At 41.0% G+C, this 24,032-nt stretch carries 18 protein-coding genes; 10 read left to right on the top strand and 8 right to left on the bottom strand.

Annotated features, from left to right (window positions below):
* Positions 1 to 282: 282 nt before the first annotated feature.
* The 4 genes from FNH22_RS27770 (at position 283) to FNH22_RS27755 (ending at position 6,115) form a co-directional block, all read left to right on the top strand.
* The gene (locus tag FNH22_RS27770) at positions 283 to 4,197 is read left to right on the top strand and encodes a hybrid sensor histidine kinase/response regulator transcription factor (RefSeq protein WP_185154453.1); all 3,915 of its coding nucleotides are present in this window, start codon (positions 283 to 285) and stop codon (positions 4,195 to 4,197) included.
* A gap of 571 nt (positions 4,198 to 4,768) precedes the next feature.
* On the top strand, positions 4,769 to 5,371 hold the full coding sequence (locus tag FNH22_RS27765) for an RNA polymerase sigma factor (RefSeq protein WP_143401788.1): 603 nt from the start codon (positions 4,769 to 4,771) through the stop codon (positions 5,369 to 5,371).
* 14 nt (positions 5,372 to 5,385) lie between these two features.
* Positions 5,386 to 5,670, top strand: a complete 285-nt coding sequence (locus FNH22_RS27760) for a hypothetical protein (protein ID WP_143401787.1) — start codon at positions 5,386 to 5,388, stop codon at positions 5,668 to 5,670.
* Positions 5,663 to 6,115: a Spy/CpxP family protein refolding chaperone gene (locus FNH22_RS27755; protein WP_143401786.1), complete on the top strand. Its 453-nt coding sequence runs from the start codon at positions 5,663 to 5,665 to the stop codon at positions 6,113 to 6,115. Before FNH22_RS27760 ends, FNH22_RS27755 begins: the two co-directional genes overlap by 8 nt.
* Before the next feature lie 7 nt (positions 6,116 to 6,122).
* Here FNH22_RS27755 and FNH22_RS27750 read toward each other — a convergent pair whose 3' ends face one another.
* On the bottom strand, positions 6,123 to 6,509 hold the full coding sequence (locus FNH22_RS27750; protein ID WP_143401785.1) for a hypothetical protein: 387 nt from the start codon (positions 6,507 to 6,509) through the stop codon (positions 6,123 to 6,125).
* 181 nt (positions 6,510 to 6,690) lie between these two features.
* On the opposite strand from FNH22_RS27750, the gene FNH22_RS27745 reads away from it, so the two are divergent.
* The 4 genes from FNH22_RS27745 (at position 6,691) to FNH22_RS27730 (ending at position 9,053) form a co-directional block, all read left to right on the top strand.
* Positions 6,691 to 7,638, top strand: coding sequence for a YHYH protein (locus FNH22_RS27745; RefSeq protein WP_143401784.1), 948 nt, complete (start codon positions 6,691 to 6,693; stop codon positions 7,636 to 7,638).
* 69 nt (positions 7,639 to 7,707) lie between these two features.
* Complete coding sequence (locus FNH22_RS32190) at positions 7,708 to 7,959, top strand: hypothetical protein (RefSeq protein WP_185154452.1); 252 nt, start codon at positions 7,708 to 7,710, stop codon at positions 7,957 to 7,959.
* Between the two features lie 71 nt (positions 7,960 to 8,030).
* The gene (locus FNH22_RS27735; RefSeq protein WP_143401783.1) at positions 8,031 to 8,681 is read left to right on the top strand and encodes an SCO family protein; all 651 of its coding nucleotides are present in this window, start codon (positions 8,031 to 8,033) and stop codon (positions 8,679 to 8,681) included.
* Between the two features lie 69 nt (positions 8,682 to 8,750).
* The gene (locus FNH22_RS27730; RefSeq protein WP_143401782.1) at positions 8,751 to 9,053 is read left to right on the top strand and encodes an EF-hand domain-containing protein; all 303 of its coding nucleotides are present in this window, start codon (positions 8,751 to 8,753) and stop codon (positions 9,051 to 9,053) included.
* 85 nt (positions 9,054 to 9,138) lie between these two features.
* Here the strand turns inward: FNH22_RS27730 and FNH22_RS27725 are convergent, their stop codons facing one another.
* The 5 genes from FNH22_RS27725 to FNH22_RS27710 all read right to left on the bottom strand — a co-directional run bounded on the left by FNH22_RS27725 (position 9,139) and on the right by FNH22_RS27710 (position 15,493).
* Entirely contained in the window at positions 9,139 to 11,052 is a 1,914-nt protein-coding gene (locus FNH22_RS27725; RefSeq protein WP_143401781.1) for a pyruvate carboxylase subunit B, read from the bottom strand.
* A gap of 46 nt (positions 11,053 to 11,098) precedes the next feature.
* On the bottom strand, positions 11,099 to 11,275 hold the full coding sequence (locus FNH22_RS32185; protein WP_185154451.1) for a hypothetical protein: 177 nt from the start codon (positions 11,273 to 11,275) through the stop codon (positions 11,099 to 11,101).
* Positions 11,276 to 11,286: 11 nt separating this feature from the next.
* Complete coding sequence (locus FNH22_RS27720) at positions 11,287 to 12,843, bottom strand: acyl-CoA carboxylase subunit beta (protein ID WP_185154450.1); 1,557 nt, start codon at positions 12,841 to 12,843, stop codon at positions 11,287 to 11,289.
* A 446-nt stretch (positions 12,844 to 13,289) separates the two neighbouring features.
* Positions 13,290 to 14,525 (bottom strand): serine hydrolase, encoded by a 1,236-nt coding sequence (locus FNH22_RS27715; protein WP_143401779.1) that lies wholly within the window; start codon positions 14,523 to 14,525, stop codon positions 13,290 to 13,292.
* 41 nt (positions 14,526 to 14,566) lie between these two features.
* A complete protein-coding gene (locus tag FNH22_RS27710; protein WP_255518176.1) occupies positions 14,567 to 15,493 on the bottom strand; it encodes an alpha/beta hydrolase in 927 nt (308 codons plus the stop codon).
* Between the two features lie 225 nt (positions 15,494 to 15,718).
* On the opposite strand from FNH22_RS27710, the gene FNH22_RS27705 reads away from it, so the two are divergent.
* Entirely contained in the window at positions 15,719 to 17,395 is a 1,677-nt protein-coding gene (locus FNH22_RS27705) for a histidine kinase (protein WP_185154449.1), read from the top strand.
* A gap of 5 nt (positions 17,396 to 17,400) precedes the next feature.
* Complete coding sequence (locus tag FNH22_RS27700) at positions 17,401 to 18,099, top strand: LytTR family DNA-binding domain-containing protein (protein WP_143401777.1); 699 nt, start codon at positions 17,401 to 17,403, stop codon at positions 18,097 to 18,099.
* 112 nt (positions 18,100 to 18,211) lie between these two features.
* Here FNH22_RS27700 and FNH22_RS27695 read toward each other — a convergent pair whose 3' ends face one another.
* A complete protein-coding gene (locus FNH22_RS27695; protein WP_185154448.1) occupies positions 18,212 to 23,248 on the bottom strand; it encodes a M4 family metallopeptidase in 5,037 nt (1,678 codons plus the stop codon).
* A 38-nt stretch (positions 23,249 to 23,286) separates the two neighbouring features.
* Positions 23,287 to 23,544 carry a hypothetical protein gene (locus tag FNH22_RS27690; RefSeq protein WP_143401775.1) on the bottom strand — a complete coding sequence of 86 codons (258 nt, stop codon included), beginning with the start codon at positions 23,542 to 23,544 and terminating at the stop codon, positions 23,287 to 23,289.
* Between the last annotated feature and the right edge of the window lie 488 nt (positions 23,545 to 24,032).

Genomic DNA, 24,032 nt, shown 5'->3' with positions numbered 1-24,032 from the left:
CCACTAGGTAATTTCAATATCATTCCCAAATCCTTACTTATCGTACTTCTTTTGTATCGAAAAAATTGCTATTTCAGACCAATTTGTCTTTGGATGGTGTGTACGATTTGTACAGGATCGTGAATGATATGAAAAACCATTCTGACACAATAGCACGAAATTTAACAGGTTACTCATAGCGGCCCGGATGGTGATAAAAAAATCTTTTGTGCCTAGATTAGATAGACATTCATGATAAATCAAAAAATATATTTGACCATATTCCTCCTACTGTTAAAGACTGTGACAGTAAGCTCTCAAGGAATACAATTTGAAAGAATAGGCTTAGAAGACGGCCTGAGTCAGATATCCGTGATGGCTATTACACAGGATAAATACGGTGCTGTTTGGCTTGGTACCAGAAACGGACTTAACCGATATGATGGAAAACAGATTACAGCTTTTAAGTCTACCCAGTCCGGCAACAGTCTGGCAGAAAATCAAATCCAGAAATTAGACGCCAGGGACTCTCTGATCTGGATTAGTACTCCGAATTCAATAAGCTCCTTCAACCTGAATAATGAAACACTAAAAAGTTATCCTTTATTCGGGATATCCACCTTTTACGTGGGACTTGAAAATGTGTGGGTAGCTACAAAATCGACACTGTATATTCTTAATGAGCAAGTTGGTGAGTTTGAAAAACAAGAGATAAAGTTTCGTACCGGTGAGTTTGTAAAATCAATGACTATGTCCTCATCAGGTGATCTTTATTTAGGTACAAATATGGGTGTATGGAAAAAAAATGGCCGAAGTACCGCTTTAATCACCCAGGAAAACTACCAAACCATGAGTCTCTTCATTGACTCAAAAGAAAACCTATGGGTAGGAACCAATTATAGCGGTCTGCTAAAATTCAGAAATGACAAACTGATCAAGAAATACGACGAGAAAGATGAAATAAGCAACGACTTTGTCAGATGTGTAGAGGAAGATGAAGAAGGAAAAATATGGGTGGGTACTTATCGCGGTTTAGATGCCATTTGGCCGGATGGTAACATCACCCATTACGAAAATGATAAAAGTATTGCCACAAGCATATCTCACAATTCTATCTGGTCGCTCTTTAAAGATAAGGATGGAGCTATTTGGGCCGGCACCTATTACGGAGGCGCAAATGTTTTTCATCCTACTCAAAATATATTCACCTATTTTCCTGAGAATACAAAAGAAAATCGCAGCGTAAATTTCAGAGTGGTCGGACAGGTCATTGAGGACGCAGACGAGAACTTATATATCTGTACTGATGGTGGCGGTTTGAACTTCTATGATAGAAAACAAGGTAAATTTACCTATCATGTATCAAAAACGGATCAAAACAGCATTTCCGGCAATAATGTCAAAAGCCTGTTTTGGCATGGTGACTCGTTGTTATGGGTAGGTACTCACAGAGAGGGCCTCAACTCGTTTAACGTCAGTTCGGGCGAATTCAAGAATTTTAGGATTACCAGCGAAAAGATAAATTTTGCTACGGAAATATACTATATCACTGGAATGGATGAGGATTTATTAGTTGCCAGTGGCAGTGGGTGTTTACTGTTTAATACCAAAAGAAAGAAGTTTAGCCCCTTTCTTAAGCCTGAGCACGAGGAGTTGATATCCTCACCGGTGATGTCTATACGTAATGTGGACAACAATGAATTCTGGATTGGGACGGAAAGAACGGGACTATTTAAATATGAGAAGGATAAAGATATTCTGAAAAACTATCAGGGTGATTTTGGCAGTACACCAGAAGTTCCTGGTGACCGGATCTACGCTATTTTTAAGGACAGGCAACAAAAAATTTGGATTGGTTCTTCCAATGGGCTGGCGTTATATATGCCCAAGGTGGATAAATTTAAAGTTTACACTTCTGATGACGGACTACCGGGAAACATCGTTTATGGAATCGTAGAATCACGTTTCAGCGGATTAGTAGTACAAACAGACAAAGGCATCAGTTTCTATGATCAGGAAAAGGAACGCTTCAGCAGTATTTCTTATAACAACGGGCTAATGCTCCGTGAGCTTAGCCCTAACGGCATTTTTCTTGCAAGGGATGGCACCTTTTTCGTGAGTGGGATTGAGGGCATGGTTTCTTTCCATGAGCTGGACTATATCGATTTTAAGCCAAAATCCAATCCTACCATCACCGGACTATCTATCAATAATGAGGCAGTATCACCATGGAGCCATTCACGTATTTTATCAAACTCTATCATGGAGACGGATAACATTGAATTAAGTCGAGAACACTCTTCAATAACCATTTCTATCTCCGACATGCTCTTTACCAAATCGAATCGGCAAGCCTTGGAATACCAGATGAAAGGGTTTGATGATAAATGGATATCGGCAATAGATCAAAGTAAAATTACCTATACCAATTTGGATGACGGTACTTATACTTTCCGACTAAGGGCCAGCAACTCTCCTGAGCATATACGTGAGCTGGAGATCGTTATAAGACCACCTTTCTACCTTGCGTCCTGGGCCATTGCAGTGTATATCTTTATTGCCGTTATATTAGTTATCCTTATTAACTACCAGTACATCAAACAAAGCAAATTGACTTACAGTCTTGCTAATGAGAAGGAATTACATCAAAGAGATGAAGAGTTGAATCAGAAGAAAATCAGCTTCTTTACCAATATCTCTCATGAGTTCCGCACTCCACTAACCATTATGGCCGGACAAATTGACCTTTTACTCGAGAACGGTAATTTGGGGCATTTCACCTATCGTAAACTTTTGAATATTCAAAAGAATACACTTCGGCTAAAAAGTCTTATTTCAGAGCTCCTGAACTTTCGGAAGCTGGAGCAGGGGAATCTGGACCTGAAGGTGGAAGAGCATGATTTCATCACCTTTATAAAAGAGGTGCATACAAGTTTTGAAGAACTGGCATCACACAGTCAAATAGACTATTCCCTGAATTCGGATTTTGAACAATACCTGCTTTTCTTTGATCACAACCAATTGGAAAAGGTTTTTTACAACCTGCTCGCCAACGCATTCAAATTCACACCTGAGGGTGGACAAATTATTACTAACATAACCGAAATCAACAGTCAATTAAATATTTCAGTCATTAACTCAGGTTCTACCATACCAAAAGAGGAAATGGAGCGGGTTTTTGATCGCTTCTATCAATTGGATAACATTACCAATGCAAAGTCCCGTGGTACGGGTATCGGCCTTGCACTTGCCAAAGGGGTCGTTGACGCACACGGCGGTAAGATAACCGTAAACAGTTCATCACAGGACAGCCTTACTACCTTTACTGTATCTCTCCGGAAAGGTAAAGAACATTTTAAACCAGAGGAACTTCACAGTTCGTCCGTCAAGAGGATCACCATTGACAAACCGATGAAAAGTGCACAACTGAACGAATTCCCGGAGCGTTCGGAAACCATATTAATTGTGGAGGATAATGTCGAAGTAATGAACTTTTTAATTGAATTGATAGGCCCTCTTTTCAAGGTAAAACAAGCCTCAAACGGATTAGAAGCCATTGAGCATGTCAAGGAAAACCCTCCGGGCCTGATACTGAGCGATGTGCTGATGCCTAAGATGAATGGGACAGAAATGTGCGCTAAATTAAAGGCAGACATCCTGACATCACATATTCCGATCATACTGTTGACCGCCAGAGGTTCAGATGAGCATCGAATAGAAGGGTTAGAAACAGGCGCAGATGACTACATCTCTAAACCGTTCAATTCCAAAGTTTTGATTGCAAGGATCAATAACATACTGGACAATCGGCAAGCGCTTCAAAACAAATATGGTGAAAGTCCAATACGGTTTGCCCGGAATCTCGCAAAACGTAAAATTGATAAAGAATTTCTCGATAAAGCGCACGACTTGATCCTAACCAACATAGAAAATACCTCTTATGGCGTAGAGTCCTTCGCCAGGGACATGTCCCTGGGTAGGACCAACTTATTTAGAAAGATCAAAGGTGTCACCGGTCAAACACCCAATGAATTTATAACAAATATAAGGTTAACAAAGGCCGCTCAACTGATCTCAACACATCCGGAAATTTCTATATCGAGTGTTGCCTATTCTTGCGGATTTAGTAATCCAAGTTATTTTAGCAGAGCCTTCAAAAAGAAATATGATATCTCACCTGTGGATTATAGGGTGAAATCGCAGATTCAGACCACTTGATAAACGACTTTACTCTAACACTACTTTGTTAGATTTAAGTTATTGATAATTAGATCATAGTATTGAGTCGTGAGTCTTTAGTAGGCTACGGGCTAGCGGTGAAATTTGTTTCCTTTCCGAAGGGTATTAGGTGCACCATACTTACAGGCCATGCTTCTCCGCTAAACAGGCTATTTTTCACCTCAAAAACGCTGGGATATAGAGAGCTGGCAGCATAACAGGTTTTATTTCATGGTAAAATTTAGACCCTATATTCTACACGGCCTCTTCAAACTTACCACTCAATACTATGGACTGAATAGCGATCATCGGTTCGGTGCTTGTTCAGTCTCTTATGGTTAGGGACTTTTTTAGTCATACTAAGTAAGTTTTGAAATCGTATCCAATATCGCCCGTAAGAAATATACTTATTGCTGCTTATACCACATCTTTGGTCCGTCCGTTCAGTTTTTGTGGAAAATCATTTATATGAAATTGTTGATATAGCCTGGAGTGAAGATTACTCAGCTAGGCAATGAGTTATTTAATGTTATATTTCATGCGACCAATGGTAAATGACAATTTTAAGTAAATGATGAATGAGAAAAGTTTGCTGAAATCCATTGCTCTTGGAAGCGAAGAAGCCTTGGAGCAGCTTTATAATCATTATGGTGATCGGGTATATAACACGATTATCAGCTACACTAAAAATGCGGAAGACTCAGAAGAGTTGCTGCACGACGTCTTTATTACCATCTATAATACGGCACGAACATTTCAATTTAACTCATCGGTGAGTACCTGGATCTATCGGATCACAGTAAATAAATCGTTGGATTTTCTTAGAAAACAAAAGAGCCAAAAGCGCCAGGGGATCTTGACGTCTCTATACGTGAAAGACACTTCAGAAATCAAATACGAATCGGCTGATTTTGTACATCCGGGGGTTAAACTGGAAAATAAGGAAGATGCCAAATTGCTTTTTCGTGCGATTGACACCCTTTCTGAACATCAGAAAACTGCTTTTATTCTTACCCAGATCGAAGGGTTACCACAAAAGGAAGTGGCAGAAATTATGAATCAAACCCGGAAATCTGTAGAATCGTTAGTGCAGCGGGCCAAAGTGAATTTGCGAAAGGAATTAGAAAAATACTATCCGGAACGAGGGAAATCTAAAAATATTACGTCTGATTAAACAGCAGTATGTCTATGAACAAAAAAGATCGGATAGAAGAAATTATGCACAGTGTGGGCGGTATGCAAAGAGCCAAGGCACCCGCCGACGCTTTTTCGAAAATCCGGCAGAAATTAGCAGATCCACCTAAAGAACAGGAAACGTCGAGCTATCGATGGTTAGGTGTGGCAGCTGTAATATTGCTTGTCATTTGCTCTAATGTGGTCATCATTTCTAACTACTATAGTAACGAGTCGTGGAGCCAACACAGTGATTACCTGCAACTAACTTCGGACTTTAATTTGTACGAAAATGGATAAAAAAATATATACGATCGGTTTTTTTGTTTTATTAGTCGTAAATGCTTTTCTCGCATTTCTTATCATAAAGCGCCCACCCCACCCCGCAGCTCCACGTGACGCAAAAGACCGGATAAGCCAGGAACTGAATCTATCTGAAGAACAGAAAACGCTATTCTTCAAAATGGCCCGGGCGCATGGGCAGCAAATGAGGGAAATCCGAGGTGAGCAGCGCGCTGTTATCAAAGAGTATTTCAGCCAATTAAGTAATAAGCCATTGGGAAATGCCAAAGAAGAAACTCTTGTGCAAATTCTTGCCCTGGAAGAAAAGAAACTCAAGACTACTTACGCCCATTTTGAAGAACTTAGGGCCATCTGTACCGAAGACCAGCTGGCCCGTTATGATGAAATTATCAATGAGATGATCTATAGATTATTGGGCCAAAACAGGCCTCGAAACCGCTAATCCCATCTTACTGTGAATCCTCGCGCTGTCCTCTTCGTTCTCTACGGGAAGTAGCCATGCTTTGATAGATTTTGTATTGTTCTTCATTCAATACATCTGCTATCAGTGCATCTTTCTCTTCTGTTAGCGCCTCCATCTTTTCTCTTCTGCTCTCCCGATCATTGCTTTGCCGTAGTTCTTCCATTGTCTCTTTGAGCGTCACTGTGAACTCATCATAGATTCCATCGATAAGCAGCTTTTGATCCTCACTCAAATCGGTCACCTTCGTGTACAAAGTTTGCTTTTCCCGTGCAACCATCTCTTCAGGGCTGCCACCAGGCCTTCTGTCTCCCCTGGGCTGGCTAAATGTTGCCAGCGATAAGGTCAAAAGAGAGACAGAAAGTAAAATTTTCATTCCTTTTTTTATCATGTCTTTTCTTTGATTTTCTCTTTAGATGCATAATCGAGAAAAATCCCTCGCTCGGTTAAAGTTTATACTATAAGAATTTTCGGATGCTTCAAAAGTTTTTATGCCGGAAGCGAAGGATAGATATCCTGTCTTCGTCTAAATCAACATAATCAAATGGTTTAGACTAATGAAAAGCATACTTCTAACCATAGGGACGCTAAACACTCTTTTTTTAGTGGTCGCTTTTTATAGCGCCGCCGGCCCTGACCATTGGAAAGATACAGGTCAGGGCTACTTCGGATGCTATGAGCTTATAGACAAAACTTACGGCACTAAAACCATCGTGACAGTTACCGGGAATATTCGCAAAATAGTCACCAACGCACTGCCTAATCACGAAACGGGTAATTTCCCAAACCCTGGTAATCCCAATACCATTTCCGAGCAAAGAAGGACTTACGAACTTCCATTAAGTCCTGTTTACAAGGGTCAGGCCAGGTGGGTAAGAGAACCGGGGGTAGCGCTTAACGGAATCAAATTCGAACCGCAAACGGCCGTAATAGTTCAATGTGGGAGTGGTGAGCACTATTGGGTGGAAGCCTTGCAGGACTTAATTGACCTTGGGCTGGATTTTAATCATGCACATGTACAGCCCACCGGGGCATATCACTACCATGGTACACCCATCAGCCTGATTGAAATGCTCGATAAGGAGCAGGATCCGATCCATATTGGTTTTGCAGTAGACGGGTTTCCTATCTATTACTCGGCGAAAGGTACTTATAAATCGAGCTACCGCCTGTTTGATGAAAATCGGGAAGGCACAGATTGTGACTATTCAACCCCACACTTGAATAGAGAAATAATGATCGAAGACACCCTGCCCGATGGAACATTTGGTAGCGACTGGGAGTATGTACCTGGGCTTGGAAACCTGGATGAGTGTAACGGAATTATGCTCAATGATTCGTACGCCTATTTTGTAACGGATGAATTTCCCTATGTAGGCAGATGCCTGAAAGGTGAATTTGAAGAAGAGAAAAGGCATAAACCTTCCCCTGGAAACCACCCGCCCAAAGGTAGAGACAGACAGAACAGACCTAAAGGTGAAGGCCATGGTCATCCACATGATTAATATTTAATAAGACGTCGAGGGATTTAACCTTCATCCTCGCCAAAAAAGGAAGTTAAAATTCTTCTAACTATGAAACGATTCTCATTTTTACTATCCGCCCTTTTTACATTATTTAACCTCAACGCATTTGCGCATAAAGGAGGACATGGACCAGAAAACCTGACCAGGTGGAGAATTGATGACAAAACAGTAGAAGCTACCTTTTTAAAATCACACGAAGATCAGGTGTTTCTGGAAACCAGCTCAGGGACAATCATCATTTATGAGCTTTCAGAGAGCCTGGAGAAAAAACGAAAAACTATAGATGAATTACGAAGCTAAGAACGGTAGAATCTTCGGGTTGAAAAGAGCTGATTTATGTTATGCGTTAAATGATGAAAAAATTACTTTCAATGATTAGACTATTTGTTATTATCTGTATGCTCATCGCTCTGAATGGGTGTAGTTCCAACCCTAAGCAAACCAGCAGAGTGAATGTTTTGCCCTATTATGAAGAAGCCACCTTTACCCCAAAATGGTTTGAATCTGATGGAGATGTACCTTCAGATTTTCATCAAATCCCTTCCTTTACTTTACAAAATCAACTAGGCGAGACAGTAACCGAAAGGGATGTAGCTGGAAAAGTATTTGTGGTAAATTTTTTCTTCACGACATGCCTAGGTATTTGTCCTAAAATGACCAATAATATGGCCATTGTTCAGAGTGAATTTATAAATGATCAGGGTGTATTACTCCTCTCACACTCTGTTACTCCTGAGTTTGATAGTGTTGCCATTCTTAGAGGTTATGCAGATGCTAAAGGCGTGATAGACAGCAAATGGTATCTCTTGACCGGAGAGCGTGAAGCTATTTATGACCTGGGAAGGAATCACTATTTCGTTGAAGAGGATCTCGGTCTGGAAAAAGATTCTGATGATTTTATTCACACAGAAAATTTTATCCTGATCGATCAGAGCCAGCATATACGTGGTATTTACAACGGGCTAAATAAAACGGCAGTTCAGCAATTGATCGCTGATATAAAGATCTTGAAGAAGTCATAGGATCTAATTTCAAATCTATTTCGAGTGTATTTGCAGCATAATACGTCAAAAGAGAAAATTAACAGAGTAATGAAAAAAACAATAAGAACTTTAATTATCGGAGCATCGGTACTATTTGCTTCATGTGCTTCTCAAAATAATCAGAGTCAGGGCGGGTCAGGTGGCCAACAGCGTTCCGGAGGCCAGGGTGGCGCACCAAATTTTTCACAACTTCTATCTCAGATGGATGCCAACAAGGACGGAAAACTATCAAAGAGTGAAGTAAAAGGCCGTCTGGTTAATGACTTCTCCCGGATAGACTCAAACAGTGACGGGTTTATTACGGACAGTGAAATGGAAAATGCTCCGAGACCGCAAAGAGGTAGAAATTAGAAAAGGGTAGTCGCTTGGCCAATAAAAAAAGGCACAACGGTAAGCTGTGCCTTTGAAAATGATATAATCCTGAAAAAATTAATACTTATTCTTCGGGTTCAATAACCATGATGACATCTCCCTTAGATATGTTATCACCAGCTGAGAAATTAACTTCCTTTACAACACCATCAATTCCGGCTTTCATGCTATTCATCATTTTCATTGCTTCAAAGACGGCAACTATTTCGTCTGCGTTCACTTTGTCTCCTACCTTTTTCTTGATTTCTACAATCATAGCCGGAATAGAAGCTATTAATTTACCAGATCCGCCTTCTTCCACTTCCTGGGCAACCGCTCTGTGAGAACGACGTGATCGGTTAGCCAATTCCTGGCTGTACGGATCATTAATTTCGACGGTGAATCTTTCTCCATCCACGGTCACTTCCAGTTCACGCCTGGACCTGCCATTACCGTTTGATGTTAATTCACCGGCCAATGCCTTACGGATCAATCGTTCTTCTTTTTCCACTTGGCCAAGTGTACGAGGTTTAAATTCCAGTGGAATATCTTCCTGGCCATATTTCCATCTCAAGAAACGTTTACCTGTAACGGGGTAAAGTGCCACAATGAGTTCGTCATCAATATCCCGGGCCAATCCACTCGCTTTCTCTTTTGCCTCATCCAGTTCAGGCTCAAGAATGCTGCCCGGACGCTCTGTTGTGGGATTCTCACCTTTTGGATAACCTTCCAGGGCCTTTTTCTGAACCTCCGGATTAATCGGGTCGGTGGTTTTTCCGTACATTCCGAAGCAAAGGTCTTTTACCTGCTCGGTGATTTGGGCATATTCGCCTTCCTCTTTGTCAAACAGCACATTATTGACGGTTTGAACGCCAACAATCTGACTGGTAGGCGTCACTAACGGCACGTTGCCAAGGTCTTTTCTTACTTTAGGAAGCATCTGGAAAACTTCCTCAAGTCTGTGTAATGAATCCATTGCTTTCAACTGGTTCACCAGGTTGGAAAGCATTCCTCCGGGAGTTTGGTGAAGGATTACGCTGATATCCGTAATAGCATATTTTGGATTGTTGTCCAGGTGTTTATACTTAGGAATATGTACCTCCATTTCGTCAGCGATGGCAGTAATTTTCTTGATGCTCATCCCTGAATCACGGTTTGTCCCAAGCAAAGAGATTACAATTGGTTCCACTGCCGGGTGAGATGTACGGTATGCATAAGGACCAATACAAGTGTCCACAATATCAACCCCTGCTTCGATGGCCTTGAAGATCGCTAAATCCCCCATCCCTGAGGTAAAATGAGTATGTAAATTCAAAGGTATATCAGTGATCTTCTTGATCTCACGGATTATATTGTAGGCGTCGTAAGGTGCGAGCAAACCTGCCATGTCCTTGAGACAGATCGAATCAACACCAATCTCTACAAGCTCCTTCACCTTGTTTAGATAGTATTCCATGTTATACACCTCACCCCCCAGACGTTGCTCAGTCAGTGTATAACAAACAGCTCCCTGCAGGTGCTTTTTATTCTCTTTGATGACTTCTGCGGCTATCTCAAAGTTCCTAAAGTCGTTCAACGCATCGAAAACACGGAATATATCCATTCCATTGTCAATAGAACGCTGTACAAATGCCCTGACTACATCATCGGCATAGTTTCTGTAACCAACGATGTTCTGCCCTCTTAAAAGCATTGAAAATGGTGTTTGGGGCATATATTTCTTAAGCGTTCTGAGTCTTTCCCAAGGATCTTCTCCCAGGAAACGGTGCATTGTATCAAAAGTGGCACCTCCCCAGACTTCTACGGCATTGTAGCCTATTTCATCTATCATTTCTGCAACAGGGATCATATCCTCCGTACGCCCTCTTGTCGCAAAAAGGGACTGATGTCCATCACGCAAACTAACATCGTTGATCTTTATCGGGTTTGAGGCTGCCGGTCGGTTCGAGGCGTAATTAACTTCAGCCATTTCCAAAACCCCATGTTTATCGTAAGTCATATTATTGATTTCTAAGTTTTAGTTTAATAGGATATAAGATAGTGTATCATTTTAGTAAAAGGCGACCTCTCCGCTGAACATTTTCATGATCTTGTATTGTACGTATACGGGCGTGCTCACTCCAGGCCTGATTGATCGTCATGTTGCTTTTTGTGGCATTCTCCTTTTCCAGGTAATAGGCAATGGCAACCATAATGGCCTTTTTTTTCTTATCAACATTCATAGCCATACTTTTTAAAGTGGAATATTACCATGTTTCTTAGGAGGAAGCACCTCACTCTTATTTTCAAATGCTCTAAGGGCATCTACCAACCTTAGTCGGGTTTCGCATGGGCAAATCACATCATCAATATACCCACGATTTGCTGCCAGATAAGGAACACCGAATGTGTTTTCGTATTCTTCAATTTTCTCCTGAGTTTTTGCTTCTTTGTTTTCTGCCGCTTCAATTTCTTTGCGATAGCTTGAAATCACTTCAACAGCCCCCTTGGCACCCATTACAGCAATTTCAGCAGTTGGCCAGGCAAATACCTGATCAGCTCCCAGAGGCTTGGCACACATAGCAAGGTAAGCCCCACCATAGTCTTTACGTGTGATTACTGTAAACTTCGGAACAGTGGCCTCAGCATATGACCACAACAGCTTAGCTCCGTGACGGATAATACCGCCCAATTCCTGATCCACACCAGGTAAAAAACCAGGGACATCCACAAAGGTGATCAAGGGGATATTGAAGGCATCACATGTACGGATAAAACGACTGATTTTATCAGAAGCATCAATATCCAGACAGCCCGCTTGTATCAGGGGTTGATTGGCAATGATGCCCACTGAGCGGTTATCCAATCGACCAAAGCCTACAATTGCATTCATGGCATAATGTTGATGAACTTCAACAAAATCATCAGAGTCAATTACCGCTCTGATCACATCTTTCATGTCGTAAGGCCTATTAGCCTCATCGGGTATAATCGTATCAAGTTCTTCACAAACGCGGGTAGGATCATCTTCCATCTCCAGTTTTGGAGCTCCTTGCAAATTGTTACTAGGTAAAAAATCAAGCAGGTCACGTATAGCTTCAATGGCATCCTCGTCGCTTTCACATGCAAAATGTGCGTTACCACTTTTGCTATTATGGACCATTGCGCCGCCCAGTTCCTCAAATGTTGTTTCTTCTCCTGTTACCGTTTTGATCACATAAGGACTGGTAATAAACATGTGCGACTGTTTTTTTACCATAAATACAAAGTCCGTCATGATGGGAGAATAAACGGCTCCACCTGCACATGGGCCCATAATAGCAGAAATCTGAGGTATCACGCCGGAGGCACGGGAATTACGCATAAAGACATCACCGTAACCTTTTAAAGCATCTACACCTTCTTCTACGCGAGCGCCACCCGAATCATTGAGTCCAACTATGGGTGCACCGGCTGTAACGGCCATGTCCATTATTTTACAAATCTGAGAAGCATGCATCTCGCCCAAAGAACCCCCTCTCGAAGTGAAGTCTTGAGAAAACGCAAAAACAACACGGCCATTGATAGTGCCATGACCTATAATAACACCGTCGGAAGGAACGTCAACTTTTTCCATTCCTAAAGAAGTGGAACGATGCTGCACGAACATATCAATCTCACGAAAAGTCCCCTCATCGAATAGCAGTTTGATCCTTTCGCGTGCGGTAAGTTTGCCTTTTGTGTGCTGTTTGGCGACGCGATCTTCACCTCCCATCTGTTCAATTTGTGCTCGTTTTTGCTTTAATAGCTCATTTTTTTCAGATACGGTCATTATCTATATAGAATTTATTAGTACATTTAGTTAGAAACATAATGATTTTCGATGTTTTAAGATTTGTCATTAAGGAGTTTTAAGTCCATTTTTTGAGCATAGTTATTTTATGTAAATGCTAAATAGTGACTTAAAATTACTCTAATGCAACTCTTTCATTGAAATCCGGCACTAAATTATCTTCAGGTCAATTGAAAGAAGAACTAGTATAACAGGAATAAGGGTGATTTAAATCAACTTATTTTTATTGCAGATTACTTTGTTATGAAGTATAAATAACTATATAGTCCTTTCATGCACACGTATTTGCCATTCTCTTCACCCCAATTACACCATCTGAAAATGCAAAAAGAGCACCTTATTGATTAAGAATGCCAGTCCACGGCTTGTCTGCCCTTGAATATCAAAAAAATACTATATCGATTTCATGTAAGCGGCTAGCAAATTCATTCAGGGTCGAACAGTCCGGATTTGGCAAGTTGCCGACTGATGGCCGGGAGTTGATGTTCTTGTAGATCGGTATTGTATGTTCCGTAAAAAGCAATCACTAAATCTCTCGAAGTGGAGATATAAAGACCTTGACCTGCATGCCCCCCTTTGTAAAAATCACCATCTGCATAGATCTCGTCCCATTGATAACCAGCATGTTTCATTTCTTCTGAATACCATGATTTTTCTCTGAGATTCTCATTCACATTTCGAATTTTAGCTAAATGGTCATTAGAAATGATTGGATTGGCCTTTTTTCTGCCACTGGGAGTAAAAGCAAGGCCAAACCGGGCAAGATCCCGAAGTGTTGATGACATGCCTACAGAAGATGTAGCATCCCTCCCATTGTCCGCTTTCCTCATCAGTCCATTGTATTCGGAACCAATCTTTCTCCATATTTCCTGTTCTAAGAAATTGCTAAAGGTAAGACCACTAATTTCTTCTACCAGTAACGTTAATATGGCAGTATTGGCGCCCATATATTCGTACTGTGTGCCTGAAGGCTTGACAGATTTAGCAGCAGCTAAATCTTTAATGGGTTCAAAACTTGCATTAACCAATTGGCCATCTGACGCAATTCCGGAACTCATGGCAAGGATATCGACGATAGGAACACCTTCCCACCCGGAACCCTTGAGGTCTTCAAGATAGTTATCAATGGGTAGCTTAGTATCGATTAAGTCCATATCCTCCAAAATAGCAATGGAAGTACTAACGTAGATCTTCGTAACTGAGAAATTAACGTGAAAGTCAGTTGGGAACATTCTGGGATAGCCTTCAAAGACGATTTTACCTTTATGAATTATAATTAATCCGTCAACTTCTGCTTGCTGTATATATTCGTTTAATGGTTGGCCCTCTCCCGGATCTAAACCCGCTGCGGTAATAAAATTCTTCACATCATTTCTAGGTGTTTCTTCGAGGATTTTTGGTGTATCTGACCTGCGTATGAGTGAGTGTTTGTCTATTTCGGAGAAGTTTAGAAAATAAAACCTGTTACGATCACCCCCTTGTTTGTACCAACTACCGCCTTTATAAAGGTGTTGATGAAAGGAGTAAATCTCTTCTTTCGTAAACCCGGAATAATCATAAGTTTCATATTTTGGATCAGTAACGTTTAAAGTGCCAGCTTCGGTTTTTGGTTCGGTTTTACATGCGATAAGAAGAATTGAGATGATCCAGAGGTTTTTCATGAAACGTACTGTGTTTTAGGTTCGGTTTATGCTTTAATAGGTTATTCTTTTATCAAGTCTGATAACCAATACATACTGCGTACTGCCGTCATAGGAAACGCTGTTTGATGGCTACCCTCAATCACCACATGTTTTAAAAATAAACGCTCATCGTTTCTGGTTTTCAGTAGAGTAATAAATTTTTCGGCATGCTTGCCCAATTCCTTCTCCAATGCACCATATGAAATGAAAACATTGGCATTTAGGTCCTTATGTTTTAAAGCTGCATCAAGCTCAGATAGATAGGCAATATCGCCCTTAAGCGAAGGACTACCCAGAATGTAGTTTTTGAAGGTGTCGGGTTGTGTCAGTAACATGTAAGCGCCAAATTCACCGCCGAGTGAATACCCGAAATAAGTGCGACTGCCAGGGTCGGCTCGGTAGTTATTTTCTATATACTTAATTACATCGTTACGAATAAAAGTCAGATGATTACCAGCCTGCCCAAATTGATATTTAGCCTGATGTTCCGGGTTACTTGATTTCTTTGTTGAGTAATCCCGAAATCTACTTGCATGTGCCCCCACATCTTTTTTTAAATTTTCATTTATGTCTTTTTGCCAGGAAATTCCTACCAGGACAGCCTCTTCCACTATGTATTCGGCGGAACCGGATAGTATTTCAACGTGCCACATCGCATCAGTAAAGTAAATCACAGGATATTGGATGGCATTATTTTCTGAATACCCTTCTGGTAGCTTAATATAAAGTTTATATTGCCTGTCCATCTTGGTATCCTTTATAGAGATTACCTGTACCCGGGGCAATTTTAGATAAGACCTTTCTTCCGTTTTTGTATTTTCGTTTTCCATATTTTCCTGAGCAAAGGCCGTACTTGCGGATATGACATTCGCCAATAGTAGCATTGTCGTGATCCGAATTCCCCTCCTACTGTTAATATGTTTGATATACCTGACTAAAATGGTCATAAACTTTCATTGAATTTTACAGGTTATACATCAAAATTCATATGGGAGTTGTTGATTTGCATGGTTTAATATGCCAACTGCTCTATGTATGAATGAACAGCTCTAAAGAGTGAAAAATCTCATCATTGTGAACCTGAAGCCATTGAGCGGGTTCAATGAAAATGGTTAAAAAAAGTACTAAATCGCGTATTTCCAAATCTTTTTGTAAGCTTACAGTTTATGCACATGAAATCTTGGCGCAACTTTTTTTGGGTAGGCTCCATGCTACTTGTCACTTCTTGTTCTCAACATCCTGTTTTCAAGCAATACGATCCGGTATTCCAACCAGGAGATCAACAAGAATGGGCTGCAAAAAACAGGAATGATCAGGACTGGAAGAAAAAAATAGCATTAACGGATGGTCGGGTTTTCTGGTCCAGAACCAAAATTGACATTTTAGAAGCCCCGGAATCATTACATCCTTATGGTATTCGTTTACATGTATACGGAGAGTACGAGGTTTTTTGGGATGGGGTATTCATAGGGAAAAACGGAAACCCCGGACAAGAGGCTATGCTTGCTCCTGAGGGTAAAATGTGGGCTACTTTTATCATTCCTACCCATCTGACGGAAAAAGGAGAACATCTGTTGGCCATACGATCGAGCCTTCATTATTTTCCGGATCATGTAGGAATATTTGGATTGGAGATAGATTATTATGACGACATATTAACGGACCGGCTCATTGAAACTTCGTATATGCACATTTTTGCAGGAGCCTTTCTAATTGCGTCATTCTATTTTCTTTTTCTATTCTTGAGCGACAAAAAAGAATATCCGATGCTTGTTTTCAGTATTAGTTGCTTTCTCTTTTTTATCTTGATATTGACGGAATTCATTAAAGCCTATGTGCCCATTCATTACAGCCTTCATCATATAAGATTACAAGTCATCGGTATTCTAATGTTTGGTATTTCTTTTTTGATTCCGTTCTATTTTTCCATGCAATTTCCTTACCCCAAACGAAAACTCTGCCTAATCATTTATGCTGGTATTCTATTACTTATTTTCCTTATAAAATATGATTTCTTTGATTTTACAGCCCGTATTATGGCTTTAAGCATGTGTGTTTTTTCCTTCGGTATTGTGGTTTTTGGGGCTTATAAAAGAATAAGGGGCGCTCGTCTCGTACTATTGACACTTCTCCTATGTGTGCTTATAAATTTTGTCACTTCTTTCGACAAAAGCCTTTACGCAGGTTTTGGTCTTATTCTTCTTAGCATGTTGTATTTACTTTCTCTTAGAATCAAAGAACAACGATTGGCTTATGAAAACTCTCTGGTTCAATCCACGCGCCTGCGCCTGGAATTACTAAAAAAAAATATTCAACCTCATTTTCTGATGAATACGTTAACATCGTTAATAGATTGGGTAGAAGAATCCCCTAAGAAAGGAGTTTTGTTTATAGAAGCGCTAGCCAAAGAATTTGATCTTTTTAATCAGATAGAAAACCAAACACTGATACCTGTTTCTCAAGAAATAGCGCTTTGTCGTACACATCTTGAGATTATGGAATACCGGAAAGAGATAAACTATTCATGGGAAGAAGAAGGCATAGATCCTGAGCAAAAAATACCACCTGGAATACTTCACACCTTATTGGAAAATGGAATTACCCACAGTTTGCCCCTCGAAGGCAACAATATAAAGTTTAAGTTGATTTTTGAGTCAAATGCCCATTACAAGTGTTACAAATTTTTAACGTTTTCAAGAGGTGTAAGGCAAACTACCAGTAATAGAGAGGAAGGTACCGGAATTAAATACATAAAGGCGAGACTCAATGAAAGCTATCATTCGAAATGGGACTTTACTTCTGAAGCAACGGCTTATGGTTGGAAAAACAATATAAAAATATATTGCTAAGGACCATGAACATCTTAATCATTGAAGACGAATCAAGAATAGCCAAAAGAATTGCAAGAATGGCTCATGATATTTTTGGCAATGCCTTACAATCGATAAAGCATATTAATACACTCCATGAGGCATTGAAGTTTATTCAAAATAACTCAATGGACCTGGTTCTTCTGGATTTGAACCTTAACGGCGACAATGGTTTTGACATTCTTACTACAGCGGTTTCTGAGTCGTTTCATACGATCATTGTTTCCGCCTACAAGGATCAGGCAATTACTGCTTTTGAGTATGGAGTTTTAGATTTTGTACCTAAACCCTTTAACAGAGATCGGTTGGAACAAGCTTTTAACCGGGCAATTGCAAAAGAAAAAACAGGAACCCACAAGATTAAACTTTTGGCGATTAAAAAAAGAGGCAGAATACGGCTCATACCTATTGAAAACTTACTTTTTATTAAAGGAGCTGGTGCCTATACCGAACTTTTTCTTGCCGACGGAACAAAAGAACTGCATGATAAATCGCTCGAAAAGCTGGAACAGCTGTTATCACATTCTTTTGAACGCATTCACAAGTCATACCTGGTGAAGATGTCTGAAGTAAAGGAAATTATCGTAAAATCCGGGAGTAAATATATGGCCGAGCTAAAAAATGGAGAACGTATCCCTATTGGAAGAACAAAATACAAAGACATAAAGGCGAGGTGGCTGTAAAATACCCCTGATGATATGGAGGAAAAAACCTGGAAACAATTCCAGTCCATTTATTGCTCACATTTGCCATTCACACTCCCCTTCGCTTCTTCTAATTTCTTACAGGACGGATCTACTTCCTGACAATTTTTAAAAGTTTCTCCTGCTCTATCATCAAAACATAAATGCCGGAAGGAAAAAGTGACAAGTCAAAAGTGTAATCGAGCAGTTCGCCATGGATTACCCTCCTACCTTTGTCATCGTAAATAGTATATAAGTTTCCTATTAAATCTTTTGACGGATGTATAGTTATGATATTTGCGGTTGGGTTTGGAGCAATCTTTGTTTCTTCATACAAACTGGTTTCAAAGTATACGGATGCCTGTTGTGACATCTCACTTTGGCAGTTGATATGCACCCTGGCCTCGTATTGAGTACCAGGCCTTAGTTCCTCCAGTGAGACCTTAGTTAATACAGACTCTGTTGTCAGCCAAACATCGTCACCTGCTATGGAATAATCAATCGAATAGGAAAGACCATTAACATTGTCATCCCATGATAATTCTGCCGTAGTATGTTTTACAATGTCTGCTGATAAATTAAAAGGTACATAACAGGAAGTAGTAAAAGCTATTGAGCTAAAGTCTTTAGCACCCATACACTCGGGAGCAATGGATACCGTATATTGTGTTCCGGGAATTAAATCATCCAGGTAGAATGAAGTAGCGTTTGTAGAGGTTGTCTTCATTTCACCAGCAGTAGGTCCATATTTGATCGAGTAGTCGCCCGTACCGGATGCATCATTCCAGGTCATATTGGCGCTGAATGGTGTAATCGTATGAGTTATCAGTCCGGAAACTTTAGGGCAAGGTGTAGTGAAGGAAGTGTGCAGGAAGTCAGAATCAACATCGGAGCATGCTAATCTTCCTCTGACAAAATAGCGTGTTCCCGGAATAAGCGGAAATAGGGTTCCTGTTTCATCGGCTGCAGTCCAGGTAGTGTTATCAGTACTATATTCAATAATAGCATCCCTCACGAACTGGTTTGTACTCACCATGGCCTTATTAAAGGTTAAGGAAGTTATCGTTAATTCTGATGGTGCAGGACAAAGTGTTGTGAACTGGAGGTATCTGAAATTGGTAGGCGTATAGCATCGCCCCCTGTATCGTAGATCGTATGTCGTGCCGGGCAAAAGATTTGCCATTTGATTGGCATACCGGGAGACCGCTGTCCACTGGTTTTTACCGGCTTCCGAATACTGTACTTCCATGGAACTGAGATCGTATGCGTACAGGGAAGCGGAACGGCTGCCAATATTGTTGATAGTAAAACTCGAGAGGTCGACGCATTCAGTCGCAAACTCTATGTAATGATAGTCGTTATAGCCCAGGTAACACTTGGCACGGGCCCGTAACTTATAACTACCGGTCCGTATATTACTGGTCGTTGAGTAGATTTTATCCCACCGGTTGTACCTGGTAGACGCAAATTCAATTTCAAAATCATCCAGGGTTGTATTAGGCGGCAAGACGATAGTTACCGTAGTGCTTGATACTTCCAGTTCAATGAGTGATGCATCGAGGCAGTCACTCGGCGCATTTTGCCAGATCTCCATTAGATTGCCCTTGCGAGGATGAAAGCCATAACTAAGGCTGTTAATGACTTCTGGCCTTCCATCTCCATTTAAGTCATTAAGAAGAACCTTCGAACCGACCTCACGATTGTTTTCATTGATACCGTAATGTTCGAATAGTTCAAAAGAAGCATCCGATAGATCTTCACCCGGATCCGTATTGTTTTTGAGCAAAATAAATCTTCCATCATAATCGCCTACCAGCAGGTCTGCTTTCCCATCACCATTTATGTCACCTGCCCGTAATGAGCGTTGGGCGTGCTCATCCATTGCTGAAATAGGTTGTGGTAAGGTAATGTCCGGTCCTGCGTTTTGGAAGATGGTCATCTTTCCTATATCATTGAATGAATGGGAGACAATGTCTTTCCAGCCGTCATTGTTCAGGTCCTGGGCTTTATAATCCGTTAATCTGCTCCTGTTCGGGTCTTGCACAATGTTCTCCTCAAATTCAAAAACTCCCGGGGAGCTGTTATTCCGGAGTATTATAAAATAATCCTTATCGAGCATAGAAACCATTATATCAGGTGTGCCGTCATTATTCAAGTCTTCGGTGGTTAAAAACCACATATAACTGAACGACAGGTTTTTTGAGTAACGTTGCTCTAAGCTCGCCGGAGATAACGTACCTTGAGGACTTTGATTCCTGAATATTGTAAGATTGCTACTATCTCCGGACAATTGACGAGTGCATGCCACATCAATATATCCATCATTATCAAAGTCTTCAAATTGCATACGCGGCCAGTTGCCAATGGATAGATCTACAGGCGGTCCAAAAAAAACAGAACCGGGGACAGACAAATTCGGATATACTCGTAATCCATTTTGATAAACCCCAACGATATCCTTGAGTCCGTTCCCATCAAAATCGACTAGTGATTTAAAACTAAAGCCGGTGACAGGAAGGTTAGATTGTACAAATGAATCATTTGTAATATCACCTCCTGTATTCACATTCTGAAAAACGGTGACGCCCTGATAGTGAGATGCTATAATGTCAGGCTTTCCATCACCATCCATATCGTGGACAGCCATCTCATAAGCTGAAATATTGTTAAAAGCCGCCCGCAGCTGAAGGCTGTTGCTCTTGAATTCGCCTGTAAACGTAGGCACAAATTCGCGTATAGACTCAGCAACCCGGCCCGACTCGGTATCTAGTATGGATATAGGTCCGAATGATGCTCCTTTAGGTACTTTTACCCTTATTTCTGTGTCATTTGCTGATATCACTTCTGCCCTGGTAGCTCCAAAGTTCACCCAGTTCATCCCAGTTGTCCGGTTAAAGTGCCGCCCAGTAATCGTTACCTCCGTACCCACAGTAGCGGCTACAGGAGAAAAAGAATGGATAACGGGTTTCATTGAGGTAATAAAGCGTAAAGAGTCCGTCGTTGATGAGGCAAGATCATTAGTGGCTATCAACTTATAATAATAATGCTGTCGCGGTTGTAATCCTGCCACAGCCACAGACACATTTAAAAACTCTGTAGTATCCGGCAATGGATAGGACGATGAAACCAAACCCATCTCAGGAGTCGGTCCATACTCGAAGTAAAAAGACGTGGGCAGACTATTTGGGTTTACCTGGCCATACAATAGGGCACTGGTGTCTGTCACATCTACGGTGTGTTTTATTTTTACTAAGGGAACCAACGGAAGGGTTGTAAATTCTGTTGTGGCATATGAGTTACCGTTTTCATTGGTAGCTACAAACCTCACATAGTACTTGGTTTCGCTTTGTAATCCGGTGATAATACCCTTTACGCTATCTGTGTACTGATAAATGGAAGTAGAACTGCCAAATTCCGGTGTCGTTCCGTATTCAAAATGATAGGTTACGGTATCTCCTCTTGGAATAAGACTTCCTTTGAGTTTAACGGTAGTGGCCGTTATATCATAAAGATCAAAGCTTGTTATGATAGGTTCATCAATCACACCTACCGCATCCCAGGCCTTATCTACTTCCCGGTAGGCCACCGAGTTTGTTCCGTACAGGTCTGCCGTGGCTAACAATGACCCGATACGGCTGTCCAGGTAATCGGAAGAGGGTAGCAAATACTCCGTAAGATTACGATAAGCAATGGTTGCGGCCGTGTCCATACCGATCGCATTGACCGAATAGCTGACCTCCCTGTCATTTACACCACTCCCTCCGTCACATAAAAGATAAAACCAATAATTTTGAACCCCGGAATTCACATGAACACCTCCGTTATCTTCATACCCCTCATACCACATGTTACCCCGGTAAGTATCCGGTTGACCTTTAAGATTGGGCCGGCTCATATCTCTGATACCCCCTGTACTGCTATGCGCACCTAGCCGCCAAGTGACCGTATTACCAAAAGTTTCAAACTCTATGACCTTACCAAAGATATCTGCAAACGATTCATCAAGTGCTCCTGATTCGTTGTAGTAAATAAGATTGGCTTCATGATCGTTAACGCCATGGGTCAGTTCATGCCCTACAATATCCAGGTCTACAAAAGGGTTTATGTCACTACCATCACCAAAAGCCATGGCGTTGCCCGTCCAAAAAGCATTTCTCAAATTCTTATCAAGGCGTACATAGGAATTGATTTTAGCGCCTTTATTATCATAACTATTCCTGTTATGGTTATTGTAATAGTATTCATAAGCCTGTTCTGCCGCCCAATGGACTGATACACCATCTCTTTGAGAAGCAAGATTGTAGGTGCTGCCAGAAGAAAAAATATCATATACGCCTACCTGCCCGGATCCGAATAAAAAGAGGAATTTCAGGTATCCTACGTTTCTGAGGTCATACGTTCCGATACGCCCCCCGTGGGCCGTTAGACCTTCCAGGCGCGATGAATTGTTGCTGCTTAAGATCCTGATCGGCTTTTGACCATAGTAGTGGGTAAGCCCGGTCCCGGTCCCATATTCCGGGGGCGGTGTATCAGAGGAGCAAGTGTTTACCAGGCTTTCTTTATTGATCATTTCCCCGGTTTGTGCATCGATGGAAATTCTCCATCGTTCGATCATTGATACATCTACATCAAATTGAAAGGCAACCGAGAAGCTCTCAGGGGAAAAAGTGAAATTTTTTGAAACAATTAATTTCTTGCCATTCCTGAACAGTGTATCGGCTGTGTCAAGATATTTCACGGCAAGATTAAAAGCCTGCTCTTCGCTAATCGTGGTGCTTACATCTTCAAGAGCAATATCCAGCATGGCTTTGCCGTTTGCGGAGGTCACAAAGCCATTCTTTTCATGAACCCGATACCCCAACCCTGCTATGGGAATGTCCTGAAAAACCTGTTGCATAAAATGATGCCTCATGCCAAGGTCATCCGAAGTAGATTGTGTTTCAACGAAAGAGAATTTGGCCGGTATGTTCAAATGGTGGTTAATATTGGTACGAAAGGCAGTGCCTGTCACCGCTGGCCCATCAAACACTATTGCCCGAGGCGCTTCATAGGTGCGGTTATTGGCATTGTATATTTTACCTGTCCCTGGGTTGGGTGCAATGACGTTAGCTACGCTTAACGGTTGCTGTGCCTTTATTTGGCTTGCCAAAAAGCTGATAAAAATTAAAAGTAGAATTTGCCTGCCCATCATTTTACTTTATGTAACCAATCCTTACAATTATGCATGATGAAGTGAACAGTTAAGCGAGTATCAGAAGCAGGGAGATGACCGGACCCGAAGACCTCTTCAAAATTATCATTAGCGTCAGTTGAGCCGTTGACTGTTATTGTATTGGTAATCATCATGTTGTGATCTGGCGTATGAATGGGCTCAGAAACCTGTAGCCAGGTAGGTTCACTAATGTGTGAATCATTTGCAAGTTGTTGTTCTTCTATTTTGTCCATATCCATAAGCTGCACTGAAAATCCAGCTGCTGAAACACCTAACCGCCTACCTGGAACAAGGGCCCGAAAATCAATTTCGTCATTCCATTGTCCTCAACAAACTTCAAGCCTTGGTTATCTTGGCCGATCCTTTATTACAATATATGATAACTATAAATAAGAGAAATTGGCGTGACTTCTCTTTATTGAACAAAGCTAACCGATATGACTTAAAGTTTGAACCATGACCTCAATTATCGAGTCGATTTTATCCTTGGTTAACTTATTCAAAGCTCTAATAATATCATGCTTGTAATTTATCAATACCATTGGGTGTATGGCTTGCCAATTCAAAATTGGAATCTTAGTGAAAACTAGTACTTCGTTCTATAAATAGTATTACAAACAAACAATATATATCTTTGGTAAACCTTATCAAAGATGCGTACAACACAGAAACCAAAATTAATACTTAGTTCAACGGAGTTGAATAAGTTGAAAACCATTTC

It is taken from the genome of Fulvivirga sp. M361 (genome assembly GCF_007097395.1).
Classification (GTDB): Bacteria; Bacteroidota; Bacteroidia; order Cytophagales; family Cyclobacteriaceae; genus Fulvivirga.
This window is presented reverse-complemented; position numbering and strand designations above follow the sequence as displayed.